This is a genomic window from Pseudomonas sp. B34(2017) (assembly GCF_002112915.1).
Classification (GTDB): domain Bacteria; phylum Pseudomonadota; class Gammaproteobacteria; order Pseudomonadales; family Pseudomonadaceae; genus Aquipseudomonas; species Aquipseudomonas pharyngis.
Window position 1 is genome coordinate 581251 of record NZ_NEJA01000004.1, and the last position, 14793, is coordinate 596043.

Annotated in this window: 10 protein-coding genes; 4 read left to right on the forward strand and 6 right to left on the reverse strand. The window is 62.0% G+C overall.

Annotation, left to right across the window (positions count from 1 at the left end):
* The first annotated feature begins 48 nt into the window (after positions 1–48).
* The 3 genes from CAF80_RS16100 to CAF80_RS28975 all read left to right on the forward strand — a co-directional run bounded on the left by CAF80_RS16100 (position 49) and on the right by CAF80_RS28975 (position 2395).
* Positions 49–705, forward strand: a complete 657-nt coding sequence (locus CAF80_RS16100) for a carboxymuconolactone decarboxylase family protein (RefSeq protein WP_085667470.1) — start codon at positions 49–51, stop codon at positions 703–705.
* 128 nt (positions 706–833) lie between these two features.
* The gene (locus CAF80_RS28970) at positions 834–1673 is read left to right on the forward strand and encodes an alpha-amylase family glycosyl hydrolase (protein WP_218191732.1); all 840 of its coding nucleotides are present in this window, start codon (positions 834–836) and stop codon (positions 1671–1673) included.
* Complete coding sequence (locus CAF80_RS28975) at positions 1670–2395, forward strand: glucan 1,4-alpha-maltotetraohydrolase domain-containing protein (protein ID WP_218191733.1); 726 nt, start codon at positions 1670–1672, stop codon at positions 2393–2395. The genes CAF80_RS28970 and CAF80_RS28975 overlap by 4 nt, the downstream gene beginning before the upstream one ends.
* Positions 2396–2405: 10 nt before the next feature.
* On the opposite strand, the gene CAF80_RS16110 is transcribed toward CAF80_RS28975, so the two are convergent.
* Positions 2406–3401 (reverse strand): diaminopimelate epimerase, encoded by a 996-nt coding sequence (locus CAF80_RS16110; RefSeq protein WP_085667469.1) that lies wholly within the window; start codon positions 3399–3401, stop codon positions 2406–2408.
* 136 nt (positions 3402–3537) lie between these two features.
* Here CAF80_RS16110 and CAF80_RS16115 point away from each other — a divergent pair, with 136 nt between their 5' ends.
* Positions 3538–4689 (forward strand): MFS transporter, encoded by a 1152-nt coding sequence (locus CAF80_RS16115; RefSeq protein ID WP_085667468.1) that lies wholly within the window; start codon positions 3538–3540, stop codon positions 4687–4689.
* Between the two features lie 133 nt (positions 4690–4822).
* Here the strand turns inward: CAF80_RS16115 and CAF80_RS16120 are convergent, their stop codons facing one another.
* From CAF80_RS16120 to CAF80_RS16140, 5 genes are all read right to left on the reverse strand, one after another.
* Positions 4823–7246, reverse strand: coding sequence for a TonB-dependent receptor (locus tag CAF80_RS16120; RefSeq protein ID WP_039770275.1), 2424 nt, complete (start codon positions 7244–7246; stop codon positions 4823–4825).
* A 98-nt stretch (positions 7247–7344) separates the two neighbouring features.
* Positions 7345–8328, reverse strand: a complete 984-nt coding sequence (locus tag CAF80_RS16125; RefSeq protein WP_039770277.1) for a FecR family protein — start codon at positions 8326–8328, stop codon at positions 7345–7347.
* A 40-nt stretch (positions 8329–8368) separates the two neighbouring features.
* A complete protein-coding gene (locus CAF80_RS16130) occupies positions 8369–8869 on the reverse strand; it encodes a sigma-70 family RNA polymerase sigma factor (protein WP_039770278.1) in 501 nt (166 codons plus the stop codon).
* 207 nt (positions 8870–9076) lie between these two features.
* A complete protein-coding gene (locus tag CAF80_RS16135; RefSeq protein WP_085667467.1) occupies positions 9077–10060 on the reverse strand; it encodes a hypothetical protein in 984 nt (327 codons plus the stop codon).
* Positions 10061–10257: 197 nt separating this feature from the next.
* Positions 10258–14727 carry a hemagglutinin repeat-containing protein gene (locus tag CAF80_RS16140; RefSeq protein WP_085667466.1) on the reverse strand — a complete coding sequence of 1490 codons (4470 nt, stop codon included), beginning with the start codon at positions 14725–14727 and terminating at the stop codon, positions 10258–10260.
* Between the last annotated feature and the right edge of the window lie 66 nt (positions 14728–14793).

The following is a 14793-nucleotide window of genomic DNA, read 5'->3' on the forward strand; positions in this document are numbered from 1 at the left end:
GCGCGTAGTTGCTCCGCTGCCATCCTCATTGATCCGTGAGGACGCGACATGAATCAAAAGACCACTTCCGATCCCATGGCCACGCTTTACCAGGAAGGCCGCCATACGTTTGTCGAACTCGTACCCGATGGAGGGGCCAGGCTCGACGCCTTGTTTCATACCGTTCCTGCATTGGGCCAACTGGCCGTCGGCGTGGTGTACGGACATTTACACTCACGTCCCGGTCTTGATCCGCGATTACGCGAAGCGGTGTCGTTTGCCGCCATTGTCGCCTCGGGCATGGTCGGGCCACCGCTGAGCGTGCACCTCAAAACCGGCCTGGCATCGGGCCTCGCACCGGGTGAATTGACTGAAATACTGCTGCAGGCTTCGGCCTTCGCCGGTTTCCCCCGAGCGGTCAGCGCTGCGGAGCAGCTCAATCATCTGTTTGCAGACGCGGACCTTGAATCACCACCGTCACGCACCCCGAGAGAAGTCACTTCGAGATTTTGCTCTGACGTTCGCGAGGGCCATTCACCCATTCCGTTGAGTGCCGCCGTGAAACGCCAATTGCGGCACGCAGACCGTTTGGCGCTGCAAGCCTGCTCGGCGCAGGCTGTGATCGTCGAGTGCTTTCAAAGCCCCGAGACACAGCCCATAGCCCTGCTGTATGTGACGGTGGTCGATGACACTGTTGTCGCCGTGAAACTGTTCAAAGGCCAATGAACGGTTATGGATCGGGGCGGCTTTATCGCAAAACGATAGAGCCGACCTGTCAGATCTGACAGGCGACAAGCGCTGCGTGTCGGCTCACAGTAAACCCCAAGGGATCCATCGTTCCCGGGGGGACGATCATGAAAGGGACTTCACCACTTCTTCTGATTTTCGCGCTTGGCCTCGCCGTCACCGCCACCAGCTCTGCGAGCGCGGCAGTTCGCAACGGCGGCGGTGAAAATATTCTGCTGCAAACCTTCCACTGGAATTCCAGCCGCAATCCAACCCCCTGGTATTCAGTACTTGCTCAACAGGCGGCGACCATTGGCAACGACGGATTCACCCTTGTCTGGTTACCGCCCCCTTGGACGGACAACTCAAGCTGGACCGACAGCCAGGCTCAGACCTCCGGTGGTGGAGAAGGCTACTTCTGGAACAGCTTCGACAAAAACAGCCGTTACGGCACTGATCAGCAACTCAAACAAGCGGTGCTGGCGTTCAACAACGCTGGCGTGAAAGTCGTCTTCGACGTCGTGCCCAATCACACGGACGATAAAGCGGTCTTTCCGCTGTTCCCGGCAGGGAACAACGAACGGCGGCACGACTGCGCAAATTGTGACGAAGGTGACGCGTTTGTGGATGGGAGGGCGGATTTGAACACTGCGAATCCAACAGTCTTCGAAACCTTCAAAAACGAGTTCATCAATCTGCGCGACAACTACGGTGCTCGAGGCCTGCGCTTTGACTTTGTCCGTGGCTACGCGCCGGAAACCGTGGATCGCTGGATGAACGCCTTCGGCAACCAGCAATTTTGCGTCGGCGAGAACTGGAAAAGCCCCGGGGAATACCCGCCGGGCGACTGGCGACACAATGCGAGCTGGCAGGATGTGCTCAAGGACTGGTCGGATCGCTCGCACTGCACGGTGTTTGATTTCGCCCTCAAGGAGCGTATGCAGAACGGTTCGCTCGCCACGGTTTGAATGGCAATCCGGATCGTGCCTGGCGCGAAATCGCCGTGACCTTTGTCGACAACCACGACACCGGTTATTCACCCGGCGCCTACGGCGGCCAACATCACTGGGCGTTGCCCGATCCACTGGTCAATCTGGCTTACGCCTACATCCTCAGCAGTCCCGGCACGCCGACCGTTTACTGGCCGCACATGTATGACTGGCAGCGTGATCAACTGATCCGGCAACTGATCAAACTGCGCAAGAGTGCCGGAATCCGCGCTGATTCGCCGATTCGCTTCAACACTGCCTATTCGGGACTGGTCGCCACCACACAAGGTGTACGCGGCACATTGGTGATCGCCCTCAAATCCGATCTGCAACAGTTGCCGCAAGGCAAGGACGCGCCGACCTTGAACTGGGATAACGGCGATATCCGGATCTGGAGCGGCCCTGTGGAACCGGCGACAGTGGCAGTCAACGTGCATTGCGATAACGCCAATCCGCAACCGGGCGAAAGTGTCTATGCAGCGGGTTCATCGCTGGAGTTCGGGGCGTGGGACCCACAACATGCGATAGCGCTGACACTGAACAACAAACGCTGGAGCACAACCGTGGAGGTGCCAGGTCAGCAACAGCTCGAGTGGAAGTGCATCGTGCGGGGCCAGGCGCCGACCGCAGTGTATTGGCAGGCGGGCGCGAATAACGCATTCAAAAGTGGTGCGGTGAGCGACACTGTCGGGCGGTTCTGATCTTGAGGCTTCAGCAATTTTCGTCGCGCACGGCGGTGCCGAACAGACGCACGCCAGTCAGTTCTCCGTCGCGCGCCTCCAGCAGGATCGGCGCCGTGCCACCCGGCATTACCACCTGCACCTCTCCCGCCGACACCCAGCCTACCCGCCATGCCGCAGACGCCACCGCACTGGCGCTGGTGCCGGAAGACGCCGTCGGCCCCTCGCCCCGTTCGAACACCCGCGCCACAATGCGTTGATCACCGGCGCGCATCGCCCATTGCAGATTGACCCCGGCCGGGCACGGCTGGCCGGCGCCGGTGGGCATGGCGTAGGCGATGGCGGTCAGACGGTCTGCCAGGGGCGATTCAAGCATCTGTGCGTTGCTCGGCAATGCGGCTTCATCCTGCACCAGTGTCACGCAATGCGGATTGCCGATGCGCACGAACTGGCTGTGCACCCAGGCGGGATTGAGTTGCGCCAGCGGTCGAACACCGCTGACTGCCACACCGTTGAACGGCACCGGTTCAACGCCGAGTGCACCGACCGCCGCCGGGCCGAAACCGGGCTGGCCGAGGTCCAGCCAGAAGCCCTGCACGCCCGCCACTTGCGCCGGCTTGACCGAGGTCGGCACTGGCGATTGCGCATCCGGTTTATCGTGATGCACCCGTAGCGTCGCACCCTCCTCCGGCATCAGCCCCTGTTCGAGCAGCGCCCGGGAGAAAATCGTCAGGCCATTGCCGCTGCGTTCAGCCAGCGTGCCGTCGGTGTTGACGATCAGCACATCAAAGGGTGGCGAGGCTTGAAACGGGCCGATCAGCAAGCCATCGCTGCGGTGAGACTTGCTACCGGCGGGGCGTTGACCATCGGGCCAATCGCAGCACAGCGCAATGGCAGCAGCGCTCCATGCCTGTCGCGACAGCGCGCACTGCTCGGCGCCCGTCGGTAATTCGATCCCGGCATCGCGCAGCGCCTGGGGCGATACGACCCCGTAGATATTGCCTCGTGCATCGTAGAACTGCGTCATGAACCGGCCCTTGTTTTTCCCGTCGACAGGGGCGCCACTGTAAATCGCAACGCCCTGCCGAGGCGAGCGGGCTCGCTCCATCGAAAGAGCTGTGCAAGGATGTCCACTGCTGAAACGTTTTTTGCCAAGGATCGTTATGACCAGCCTCACCCCTCAAGACACGTTCGTTCCCGGACGCCTCGAACAGATGTCCACGCGTATCGCCTTCTTCATCGCCGGGCTCGGCATCGCCGCGTGGGCGCCGCTGGTGCCCTACGCCAAGGCGCGCGCCGGGCTCGATGAAGGCACGTTGGGATTGTTGTTGCTGTGCCTGGGCGTCGGCTCGATTCTGGCGATGCCGCTGGCGGGGATTCTGGCCACGCGGTTTGGCTGCCGCAAGGTGGCTACCGGCGGCACGTTGCTGATCTGCGCGGCGTTGCCGTTGCTGGCGACGGTGTCGTCGATTCCGGCGTTGATTGCCACGCTGTTCATGTTCGGCGCCGGGCTCGGCACCGTGGATTCGACGGTGAACCTGCAAGCGGTGATCGTCGAGCGGGCCAGCGGCAAGAACATGATGTCGGGGTTCCACGGCCTGTTCAGCCTCGGCGGGATCGTCGGCGCGGCGGGCGTCAGTGCCCTGCTCGGTATGGGGCTGTCGCCACTGGCAGCGATGCTGGTAGTGGTCGTGGTGCTGATCGCGGCGCTGTTCAAGGCCGTGCCGCACATGCTGCCTTACGGCAGTGAAAGCTCGGGGCCTGCGTTCGCGGTGCCCCACGGGATCGTGCTGTTCATCGGCGGCATGTGCTTCATCGTATTCCTCACCGAAGGGGCGGCGCTGGACTGGAGCGCGGTGTTCCTGGCGCAGGAACGCGGGATCGACACTGCCTATGCGGGGCTGGGTTACGCAGCATTTGCGTTGACCATGACGGCGGGTCGCTTGACCGGTGACCGGATCGTCCGGGCATTGGGCGCAACCCGGATCATTCTGTTTGGCGGTCTGCTGGCAGCGGCGGGATTGTTTCTGGCGACCTTCGCCCCGAGCTGGCAAGCCGCGCTGCTCGGTTATGCGCTGGTTGGCGCCGGCTGTTCGAACATCGTGCCGGTGCTGTACACGGCGGTGGGCAAGCAGACGGTGATGCCGGAAAGCATCGCCGTGCCGGCAATCACTACGCTGGGTTATGCGGGGATTCTGGCAGGGCCCGCGGTGATCGGGTTTGTCGCCCACGCCAGCAGCCTGAGTTTTGCCTTCGGGCTGATGGCGACATTGCTGGTGGCGGTGGCGATTGGCGGGAAAGCGCTGAAGGTCTGAGCCTGATCTGAACACATCAGATCGTTCCCACGCTCTGCGTGGGAACGCAGCCAGGGACGCTCCGCGTCCCAATAAAAGCGGACGCGGAGGTGTTCCCGCGCAGACGGTTCGACGGAGGAACCATCAGTGCAGATCAGAAACCTACGCTGGCCTGCACGAAGAACGTCCGCGGCGTACCCACGTAGATCCCCGAGTTGTTGTCGCTGGAGCGGGTGAAGTACTGCTTGTCGAAGATGTTTTTCACCCCGGCGCCAAGCTTCAGGTTGGAGAGCTGCGAGCCGAAGTCATAGCCGCCGCGCACGTTCCAGGTCACGTAGCCCGGAATGTCGCCGTACTGCCCGTCCGCCGTGCCTTCGGTGATGTAATTGCCATTGAAGCTGCCATCAGCATTCACGCCCGTGCCCGGCGAGCGCTGTTTGGACTGGGCGAAGCCGTCGATGTTGTAGGTCCAGCGGTTGATGTCGTAACGCAGGCCGACGGTGGCCACCTGACGCGAGTAGAACGGCAGGTCGCGGCCCTTGAAGCCGGGGATCTCGCCTTCGTAGGTCGCGCGGGTGTAAGTGAAACCGGCGTTGGCGGTCAGGCCATCAAGGCGCGGGTCAAGCGCCGCCATGTCGTAGTGCACCGACGCTTCGATACCCTGGTGCTTGGTCGCGCCGAGGTTGGTCCAGCCCACGTCGTTGCTGATGTATTGCAGTTCGTCATCGAAGTCGATGTAGAACAGCGTCACTTCCCCGCCCCACACGTCATCGTTGTAGCGCGTGCCGATTTCGTAGGTCTTGGCTTTCTCCGGCTCCAGACCATTGGCGGTCTGGTCACCCGAGCCGCCCTGGCCGAGCTGGAAGTACTGCAGGCTGCCGAACGACGTCTCGTAGTTGGCGAACAGCTTCCACGCATCGGACAGGTGATACATCACGCTCAGGGCCGGCAGAGGCTCGTTGCTTTCGATGCTGCGGTTTTTCTCCGGCACGCGTTTGCCGGCGGTGTCGAGCACGGCGCGATCATGCCAGTCGGTGCTGATGTGCTCGAAGCGAATGCCCGGAGTCACGGTCCAGTTGCCGACGTCGATCTTGTTGTCGATGTACACCGAGTTGGCCTCGGTGCCGCCGGTGCGATCCTGGAATACATGACCGTCGGAGGTCTTGGTGACCACCGGCACATTGTTGACCAGCGCCAGGCGGCTCGATTGTTCGTGCATCGCCTCTTTCAGATAACGGTAACCGACGCTGACTTCCTGAGTGGTCGGGCCGACGTCGAACACACGCGAAACGCGCGGCTCGATGCCCAGCGTGTAGTAGGAACGCGGGAACGAGCTGAGGGTTTTCTGATCGCGGGCGGCGATGGTGCTGCCGCGAAAGCTGTCGGAATAATAGGTCAGCACTTCTGCCTGAGTGCGCTCGTCGATCTGCCGGATCCACTTGAACGACACGTCCTTGCGGCGGCCGCTGAAGCCGTCGTAGTCGCGGTCGGACTGGAACGGTTTGTCGTCGTACTGCTTTTGCGTCAGGCCACCGGGCATGTCGGCGCTGGCGTCGTAGTAGTGGAAGTTGAGGCTGAAATCGTCCTGATCGGTCGGCGCCCAGTGGGTCTTGAGGATCACGTCGTCGATGTCGTTGCCGTTGTTGCGCTCGCGGTAACCGTTGCCGTTGACGCCCGAGTACAACAGCGCCATGCCGATGCCGTTGTCGGCAGTGCCGCCGAGAAACGCGGTATCGATGTGTTTCCAGCCACCGTGCTGCGAGGTTTCAAGGGTGGTGCCGATTTCACCGGTGGTTTTTTCCGGGATCGCGCGGGTCACGAAGTTGATCACGCCGCCGACGTTCTGCGGCCCGTAACGCACGGAGCCGGCACCACGGACCACGTCGATGCTGTCGAGGTTGCCGGAAGAGATCGGCGCCATCGACAGTTGTGGCTGGCCATACGGGGCAAACGCGGCCGGCACGCCGTCGATCAATACGGTGGAGCGTGGCGACAGGCGCGACGTCAAACCCCGTACGCCGACGTTCAGCGAAATATCGCTGCCGCCGGTGCCGTTGGCTTCCTGCACCTGCACACCCGGCACACGGCGCAGCACGTCGCCGACGTTCATCGCGCCCTGCTCGACCATCGCTTCACGGCGAATCACCGTGCGCGCGCCGGGGTGGTTCTGCACCACGGCGGCGTTGGCGTCGCCGAGCCAGTCGCCGACCACTTTGATGTCGGTCACGCCCAGTTCCAGCGGGCCGTTGGCGGCGGAAGTCGGGGCTGGGGACAAGGTCACCGAACCTTCATTGATCTGATAATCCAGACCGCTGCCTTGCAGCAATTGGCGCAGGGCCTGTTCCGGAGAAAGGTTGCCGTCCACGGCCGGCGCCTGTTTGCCGGCGACCAGGTCCGGGCTGAAAAACACCTGCAATGACGTTTGTTGACCCAGTTCGCTCAGGGCCTGACCCAGCGGCTGTGCGCGGATGTGAATGGCTTCGGCGGCAAAAGCCATCGGCACGGCGGCGTTGACCGCCAGCGCGAGCGCCAACGGTAACCAAGGGGATTTATTGTTTTTGGCGGTGGAGTTTTTCACGTCGAACGGAGTCCTGTGGATCGCAAGAGTGTGCGGCTGTTAATGCAAACCAGTTGCAGTTGAACAGGAAGACGACGAACTCGAAAAAAACCTGAATTTTATTTTGAAATTATTTCCTGGCTGCCGTCGGCAAGGGTGCGCACGGCCACCGGAAGAATGCTTGGCAAGGCCTTGAGCAAGGCATCGGTGTTGTCGGATTTGAACACGCTGGTCAGGCGCAAATTGGCCACGGCCGGGTTGGCGACCTTCAGCGGCTTGTCGCGATAACGCGACACTTCCTCGGCGACTTCGCTGAGGCTGGCATTGTTGAACACCAGTTTGCCGCTGCGCCAGGCCGTCAGCTCCGCCGGGTTGACCGCGTAGGCCGGCGCCACTTTGCCCTGGGCATCGATCCGCGTGCCGAGACCGGCAGTGAGGCTGATGAAATCGGCATTGGCCGCATCACGGCCCTGCACCTTGACCGTGCCCTGCTCCACCGCGACCCGGGTCTGCGTCACGTCGCGCCGCACATCGAAGCGGGTGCCGGTCACCGTGACCTTGCCGCTGCCGGTCTCGACCACGAACGGGCGGGAAGTGTCGTGCTCGACGCTGAACATCGCTTCGCCTTCGGTCAGTTCGATGAGCCGCCGATCCTTCTCGAAACGCACCTGCAAACGGCTGCGGCTGTTGAGGTCGATCACCGAGCCGTCCGGCAGCGCGACATGCTTGCGCTCGCCCAGCGCGGTGGCGAACTCGGCGCTGTAACCTTGCGGGTGATTCAAGCCGCTGAACAGACCGAGCCCGAGTGCCACCGCGACCACGCTGGCCGCCACGGCATAACGCAACAACGGACGGCGTTCGCGCCGCGCTGGCGGCGTTTCGCACAAAGCTTTAAGCCGTGGCGCCGGCAGCAGATCCGCCGCTGTCCACAAGCCTTGCAGCAACTGGAATTCGTCCCGGTGCTGGGGATGTTCGTTCAGCCACGCGTCGAAGTTCCGATATTGTTCGGCATCGACCGCTGGCTCCTGCAAACGCACAAACCAGCGTGCCGCGTCATCGCGCACCGTTGTTTGCCCGCACGCGCAATCACGAGTATCCATCATGGAATGTCCTGTTTGGCTGGGGATGAAAAGACGCCACGGCTCATGATTGCGCCCCGTCCAGGCGATCACGCAGATGCCGCAGGGTGCGGATCATATACTTTTCCACCATGTTCCTGGACAGGCCCAGGCGTTCGGCGATTTCCGCCTGGGTCAGGCCTTCGATCTTCTGCCAGACGAAGATTCGTCGGCAGTTGACCGGCAGCTCCGTGAGCGCGCGTTCGATGGAATCGGCCAGCTGGATCGCATGCATGTAATGCTCCGGGTCGCCGGTCGGCGCCTCACTGAGATCGATCGCCTCCGACTCCATGGCGCCCCGCCGGTCCTCACGCCGATAGCCGTCCACCGCGATGTTGCGCGCGGTCTGGTGCAAATACGCCCGGGGTTGCTGCACCGCCGACGAATCGGATTCGAGCACCCGCACAAAGGTGTCGTGCGCCAGATCCTCGGCCTGCGAGCGATTGCGCAGGCGACGGGTCCAGGTGCCGATCAACTCTTCGTAATGCTCGAGAAAGCCGGGTCTGCGGGGCAGCATGGGGATCATTGCGGCGTGCTGAGGAAAGGGGAACGAATGGTAATGCTTCCTATTAAGCCGAGGCAATGGATTCCGACGAGTGCTATACGGAGCACAGGGCATTCATTGAAACGCTTGAGTTTTCTGAACCGGGCCTTTTTCTCAGGTTACGTCGCCTGCCCCAAGCCACTCTCTGACGGATTCCAAAGCCATCACCTCCTGACGGAAAGCATGCCGTCACGCCTCTTCGCCTGACACCCTCGCCTTTTTGGTTTGGCTTTGGTTATCTGGCTCAACCTCATCCTCCCTCAATCTGACGTTACGCTCGCGATACTCGATCGTGATGTCACCATGAGTCGCCCAGAGGTGCTCCAACTGTTTGGCAGGTGGTTTTTCGGCCTTGATTTTCGCAACCGAGGCCTCGCGCAATGAAGTCCTGAAGGTGTCGGAGAACTCAAAGCGCTCTTGAGCCCTTCTCGCGATCAATACGTGCCTTGATTTGAGGGTCGCTTCTATCCGGTTACCCGCTCTCAGGCCTTTGATCAGCTCGGACATACTATGGAGCGCTGCCTGCTTGGGCGCAGCGCTGCCGATGCAATTCTTCTCAGCCTTGGGCGGAGAAATCAGTCCAGTGGTTCGCCACGTAGATCGCTTGAGCGTTCGACTCGACATGAAATGATCGTTCCATAGCACAGCCTGCGAATAGATTGGCCATGCATCTACGGCAATAATCGCTATGGTTTTCAGTGGCTTGCCGTTTACATATCGGATAATCGATTCAGGTTCTTCCCCCTTCCACACAAGGCAAAATCCATGATCTGCCGGCCTGGGTGCCGAAGCGCGCATCACACGCCATTCACTGGAGAAATACTCCCGGCACAACACGTAGGCCAGATCGGCCATTTCCCCGCAATTCCCTGCGCCGACTTCCAGAGCGGCGATCGCTCCTCGCATTGGATGATGGGGACCGCTGTTGGGTCTGACAGGAAGCGCGTACAACTCTTTCTTCAATGCCCGAGCCTCTCTCACCAGATGAGTCGCAGGATAGGCACTGATAACGGCTTTCTGCTCCTTGCTCTCCGGGACAAATACGGTCGGGATATTAGAAGCGACCTGATTTCCCGAGCCATGACGAAGGGATTTTTTGACGGAATAGATAATCAGATCCGCCAACTGTATTGCACGAACGTACTCACTCGGCAACTCAACTGTCTTGTCCATGACATGAAGCTCTCCAGAGACGATGTTCGCGTGAGATTAGCTCATAAATTGCAACCCGCCGTGACGAAAACGTTGACAGAGTCAGTGTCAACCAGAAAGGAATTTTCGGCCGAACGACCACGTTGGCAAGCACGCCGGTTCCCGCAGACGTATAACGTGGCTGTGGGTTCCGGTGCATCCACCGTAGCTGGGTGGATTTAGCGCGCCTCTTCAATTCCAGCTTGAAGATATTGGCTGTCAGCATGACCGCTCAGGGTCACCGGGCCGACTTTCAGGTTGCCGTTTTCAAGGGACACCTTCGGTGCGTTTTCTTCAGTTTTGTGTGGCAGGTCGAGGCCGGCTTTTACGCCGTAGTCGAGGTTGCTCAGATCGCTGCTGCTGACCTTCGAGCCGCCCAGATCGACTTTGCCTTCGGCGGCAGAAATCCGCGCACCGGTCAGCTGGGTAGCGCCGCCGACCGTGAGATTCACACCCTGACCAGCACTGATACCGGAGGCCTGTTTGACGCTGTCCTTGTGCGCGTATTCGCCTCCGGCTTTCAGCGTTGGCTTGTAGTCGGTGCCCGCGAGTTTGCCCTTGTCGTCGGCCGGAGCCTTCTTGGCGGTGAGGCCCAGATCCACGTCAACCTTGGCGTGAGTGCTGGAGTCCTGACGGCTTTCGACCGTCAGATCACCCGCCACGTTGCCGCTGACGTTGCGCGCATCGATCCGCGCGCCGTTCAGGCTCGCATCGCCGCCGCTGTTCAACACCACCGTGTCAGCCTTGATCTGGCTTGTCTGCTGAGTGGTGCCTTGCAGGTAATCCACGCCCACCTTGGCCCCGGCATTGAAGCCGTGATCGCTGCTGACTTTTTCATCGGCGGCGGTCGGTGTGCTTTGGCTCAGATTGCCACCGGCATTCAACGCCACATTCCAGTTATTGCGGCTGTCGGTGGATTGCGCGGATTCCTGAACGAAACCGCCCTTCTGCGCGTCGATGCTGACGTTTGGCGCGCTGACCTGAGTGCCTTGCAGGTGCACCGAATCGCCGCTCAAGGCGATGCCGTTCTGGCTGGTGAGCTGGCCACCGCTGAGGGTCTGCGTGTTCTCGTTGACCCGACCGATGTTGAAGTTGCCGCTAAGGCTGCCGCCCTGATCGCGGCTCTTCTCGCTGCTGGTTTTGCTGCCGCCGGCCTTCAGGCCGCCGCCGAGATTGCTGCCGGTGGCGACGTGCGAGTCGGTGGCCGCTTGCAGGTCGAGCTTGCCGTCAGCTTTGAGGTCGATAGCACCAGCGCTGTCGATCTTCGTGCCTTGCTGAATCTGATTACCGCCGCTGCTCAATTGCACCGTGCCGTTGCCGCTGAGGCTGGCAACATGCGCCTGGCTGTCGGTGGTCTGGTTGCCTTTGTGATCGAGCTGGAACCCGGCGCCGAGATCGACATTAGTGCCTTCGGTGCCCGGCAAAGTGCCGACGGTCAGCGAACCGTTGCCGCGCAGGCTGGAGCTGTCGCTGCTCTGGCGGTCGTTGGCCTGATTGAGTGCCAGATCCCCGCCGGTCTTGACGCTGAGAACGCCCTGGCCGCCATCGAAACGGCTGCCTTCGAACCGGGCATCGCCGCCGACATGGATGTTCACACCCTGATTGCCAGCGTAACCGCCAACCAGCGCCGTGGAGCTGTTCTTGCGCGACTGGCTGCTGCCACCCGCGCCGCTGCCGGCCACGTTCACGTCTTCACCGGTCTTGGTGTAGACGCGCACATCGACCTTGGCATCCACCGACTTTTCGGTGCTGCTGTGGGTGTTGTTCGCGGCATCGGTCACCAGTTTGTCGGCGCTGATGTTCACTTGGCCGGCGCTGGCGTTGTACTGGGTGCCCTGGTCGTGCAGCGTGCCGCCGACCTTCACGTTCACGGTCTGGCCGTCGAACCGGCTGACTAAGGCGTTGCTGCCCTGCTCGGTTTTATCGGCGCCGGCATGACCGATTGCCACGTCGATACCGACGTTCGGCTGACCGAGATTGGCCAGTGCGTCCTTGTCCGGCACCTTGCCGTCGAGCACTTCTTTCACCGCGCCGGCAATCGGCCGGGCGATGTCTTTGTACTCGACGTTGGCGCCGATGTCCGCCGACCAGTTGCTCTCGCTGTGGGTGCTGCTTTCGGTGTTGCTCGCAGCACGGTTGTCGACTTCGTTGGCGGCGACATTCAGACCGTTGCCGGACTTCAGTTGCGCGCCTTCGGTGACGAGTTTGTCAGCGTTGATGTTCAGGCTGCCGCTGCTCTGCACGCCAGTGGTTTGCGCAGCGGTTTTAGCGGTGGTGTCTTGCGAAGTGCTGTGCGAGAAATCCACACCGCTACCCGCGCGGTCGAGGCCGCCGGTGTAGTAGAAACCGCCGCCGGTGTTGCGGGTTTCGGTCGAGGTGCTGTGGCTGTCCTGCTCGGCCAGCAACGAGACGCTCTTGCCGCTCAGGGTGGTGTCGCCGGCGGTGGATTTCACCTCGGCGCCCTTCAGCGTCAGATCGCCGCCCGCCTTCACCTGCACGCTGCCGCCGCTGAGGCTGGAACCCTGCTGCGTGACGTCGTTGACGGTGACGGTTTGCGCCTTGTCTGAGTAATGCACGCCGGCGCGATATTGCTCCGCCGTCTGCTCCTTGGCGTAGGCGTCGAAACCACGAGTCTGCGTGCTCTTGCTGCTGTCGTGGGTGTTCTGCGTCGAATGCACATTTACATCGCCCGCAGCATCGGCCACCAGCGCGCTGCCAGCCTTGACCGTGGAACCGGCGACTTCGATGTCCTTGGCGCTTTTGAGCTTGAGGTTGCTGTCGGAAGCGAGCTCGCTGCGCACCGTGGTGCTGTCCTTGCTGTTCTGCCGGGACTCGTCCTTGGTGATGCCGAAGAACTTGCTGTCCTTGTCGTGGTTGTTGCTGTGCGAGGTGTCCTGCACGCCGTCGATGGTCAGCGAACCGTTGTCGCTGATCACGCTGGCGTCCTGGCCGCCGCGCACCTGGCTGCCGCTGATGCGCACGTCGTCGGCCTTGACCACCAGTTTGCCGGCCGCGTTGATCTTGCTGCCCTGATGCTGGGTCTGGCCCTTGTCGGCGTCGCCGGTCTTGCCGAAGAAACCGCCGCCGACCAGATCACCGGAATAGCGGTTGTCGCTGCTGCGATGGGTGCGGGTCGCGGTGGTGATTTCCACTTGCTTGCCGGCCAGTTGCAGATCTCCGGCGCTGTTCAGCTCGGCGCCTTCGGAGCGCAACAACGCGGCGGTTTGCAGGGCGATGTTGCCGGCCTTCAACTGGCTGGTGACGCTGCGCTGCTCTTCGCTGCTGCTGTCCCAATCGGCTTTCCACAGGTGCTTGCGGTGCTTGCCCTGATCGGTCCGGGTGTGGCTTTCAGTGGCGGCGGTCAGGCGCAGGTCGCCGCCGCTTTGCACGCTGAGGTTGTTCTTCGCGTCGACCTTGGCGGCTTTCAGTTCGGTGTCTTTGCCGGACGACAATTGCGCGTCGCGGCTGGCGACGATCTGGCTGCCGTGCTGACGCGAATCGCTGTCGGTCTTGGTGCGCTCGTAAGTTTCCCAGGTGATGCCGATGGTGCTGTTGTTCCAGTTCTCGCGCTGTTCCTGGAGCTTGCGGCTTTCCACGGTGGTCAGGGTCAGATTGCGCTTGGCCTCGACCTTCACGTCGCGACCGCTCACGTCAGTGGCGGCCAGGGTCAGGTCCTTGCCGCTGTGCAGGCCGACGTCGCCCTGGCTGCTGCGGATACCGGCGCGGGTCAGGTCGAGGCTGTCCGGGATCGCCTGACCGCTGACGTTCAGGTCGCCCGCCGAACGAATCTGCACACCGTCACGCCCGGCGACTTGCACTGCGCCGAGCTTCACGCCCGCGCCTTCAGCGGTGCTGACGATGTTGATGCGCCCGGCCTGCATCGCGCCGAACAGGCTGGCGTCGATCCGCTGATCGGTGGTGTTGCCCGCCGGGTCCACGGCTTTCACCTGGCCGCTGGCGTAGTCGATCTGATTGCGCCCGACGGTGAGGTTCAGTTGATCACGCGCAGCAATCGCGCCCTGGCTGTCGATGCGCGGGGCGATCAGGTTGATCGAACCTTCGCCGTTGCGCAGGCCGCCGCTCTGGATCTGCAACTGACCGGTGGCGTCGCGGGTGCTCAGGGCTTGCAGCTTGCCGTCGTTCAGCTCGGGACGGCCGACCAGCAGATTGGCGTTCGGCGTGTTGATGAAACTGCCGCCGTTCACCGAAATGCCGTTCGGGTTGGCGAGTACGTAGTCGGCGGCGCGACCGAAGATTTCCTGGGCGCCGTTGATGGCCGACGGGTTGCGGCTGATCACTTCGTTGAGGATCACGCTCGCGGCCTGGCCCTGCAATTGCGGGTTGGCCGCCAGTTGCCCGGCAAGCTGCGATTGCCCGGTCTGCAAGGCGTTGTTCAACACCAGGCCCTGTCGGTCGACGTTGTAGTCGAGGAACTGGTTATGCGACAGGCCCTGTCCGTTGGGCGCGACGATGTTGACGATCGGGACGCCGCCCTGGGTCTGCAATTGCGCGGTGCCGCCGGGGCCGGGTGCGACCACCACACCGCCGGCCATGGCGCCCGGCAGGTGAGCGACCAGGAACAGGCTGGCGATGGCCCAGCGTAGTTTGCCCCGTGGGGAAAGATGAAACGCAAAGGTGTTCATTGGCATAAAAAACTCTCCATGTAGTGCGGCATCACGTTGCGCGTTGAGTTGAAGGCCACGGCTGTCGCGCTC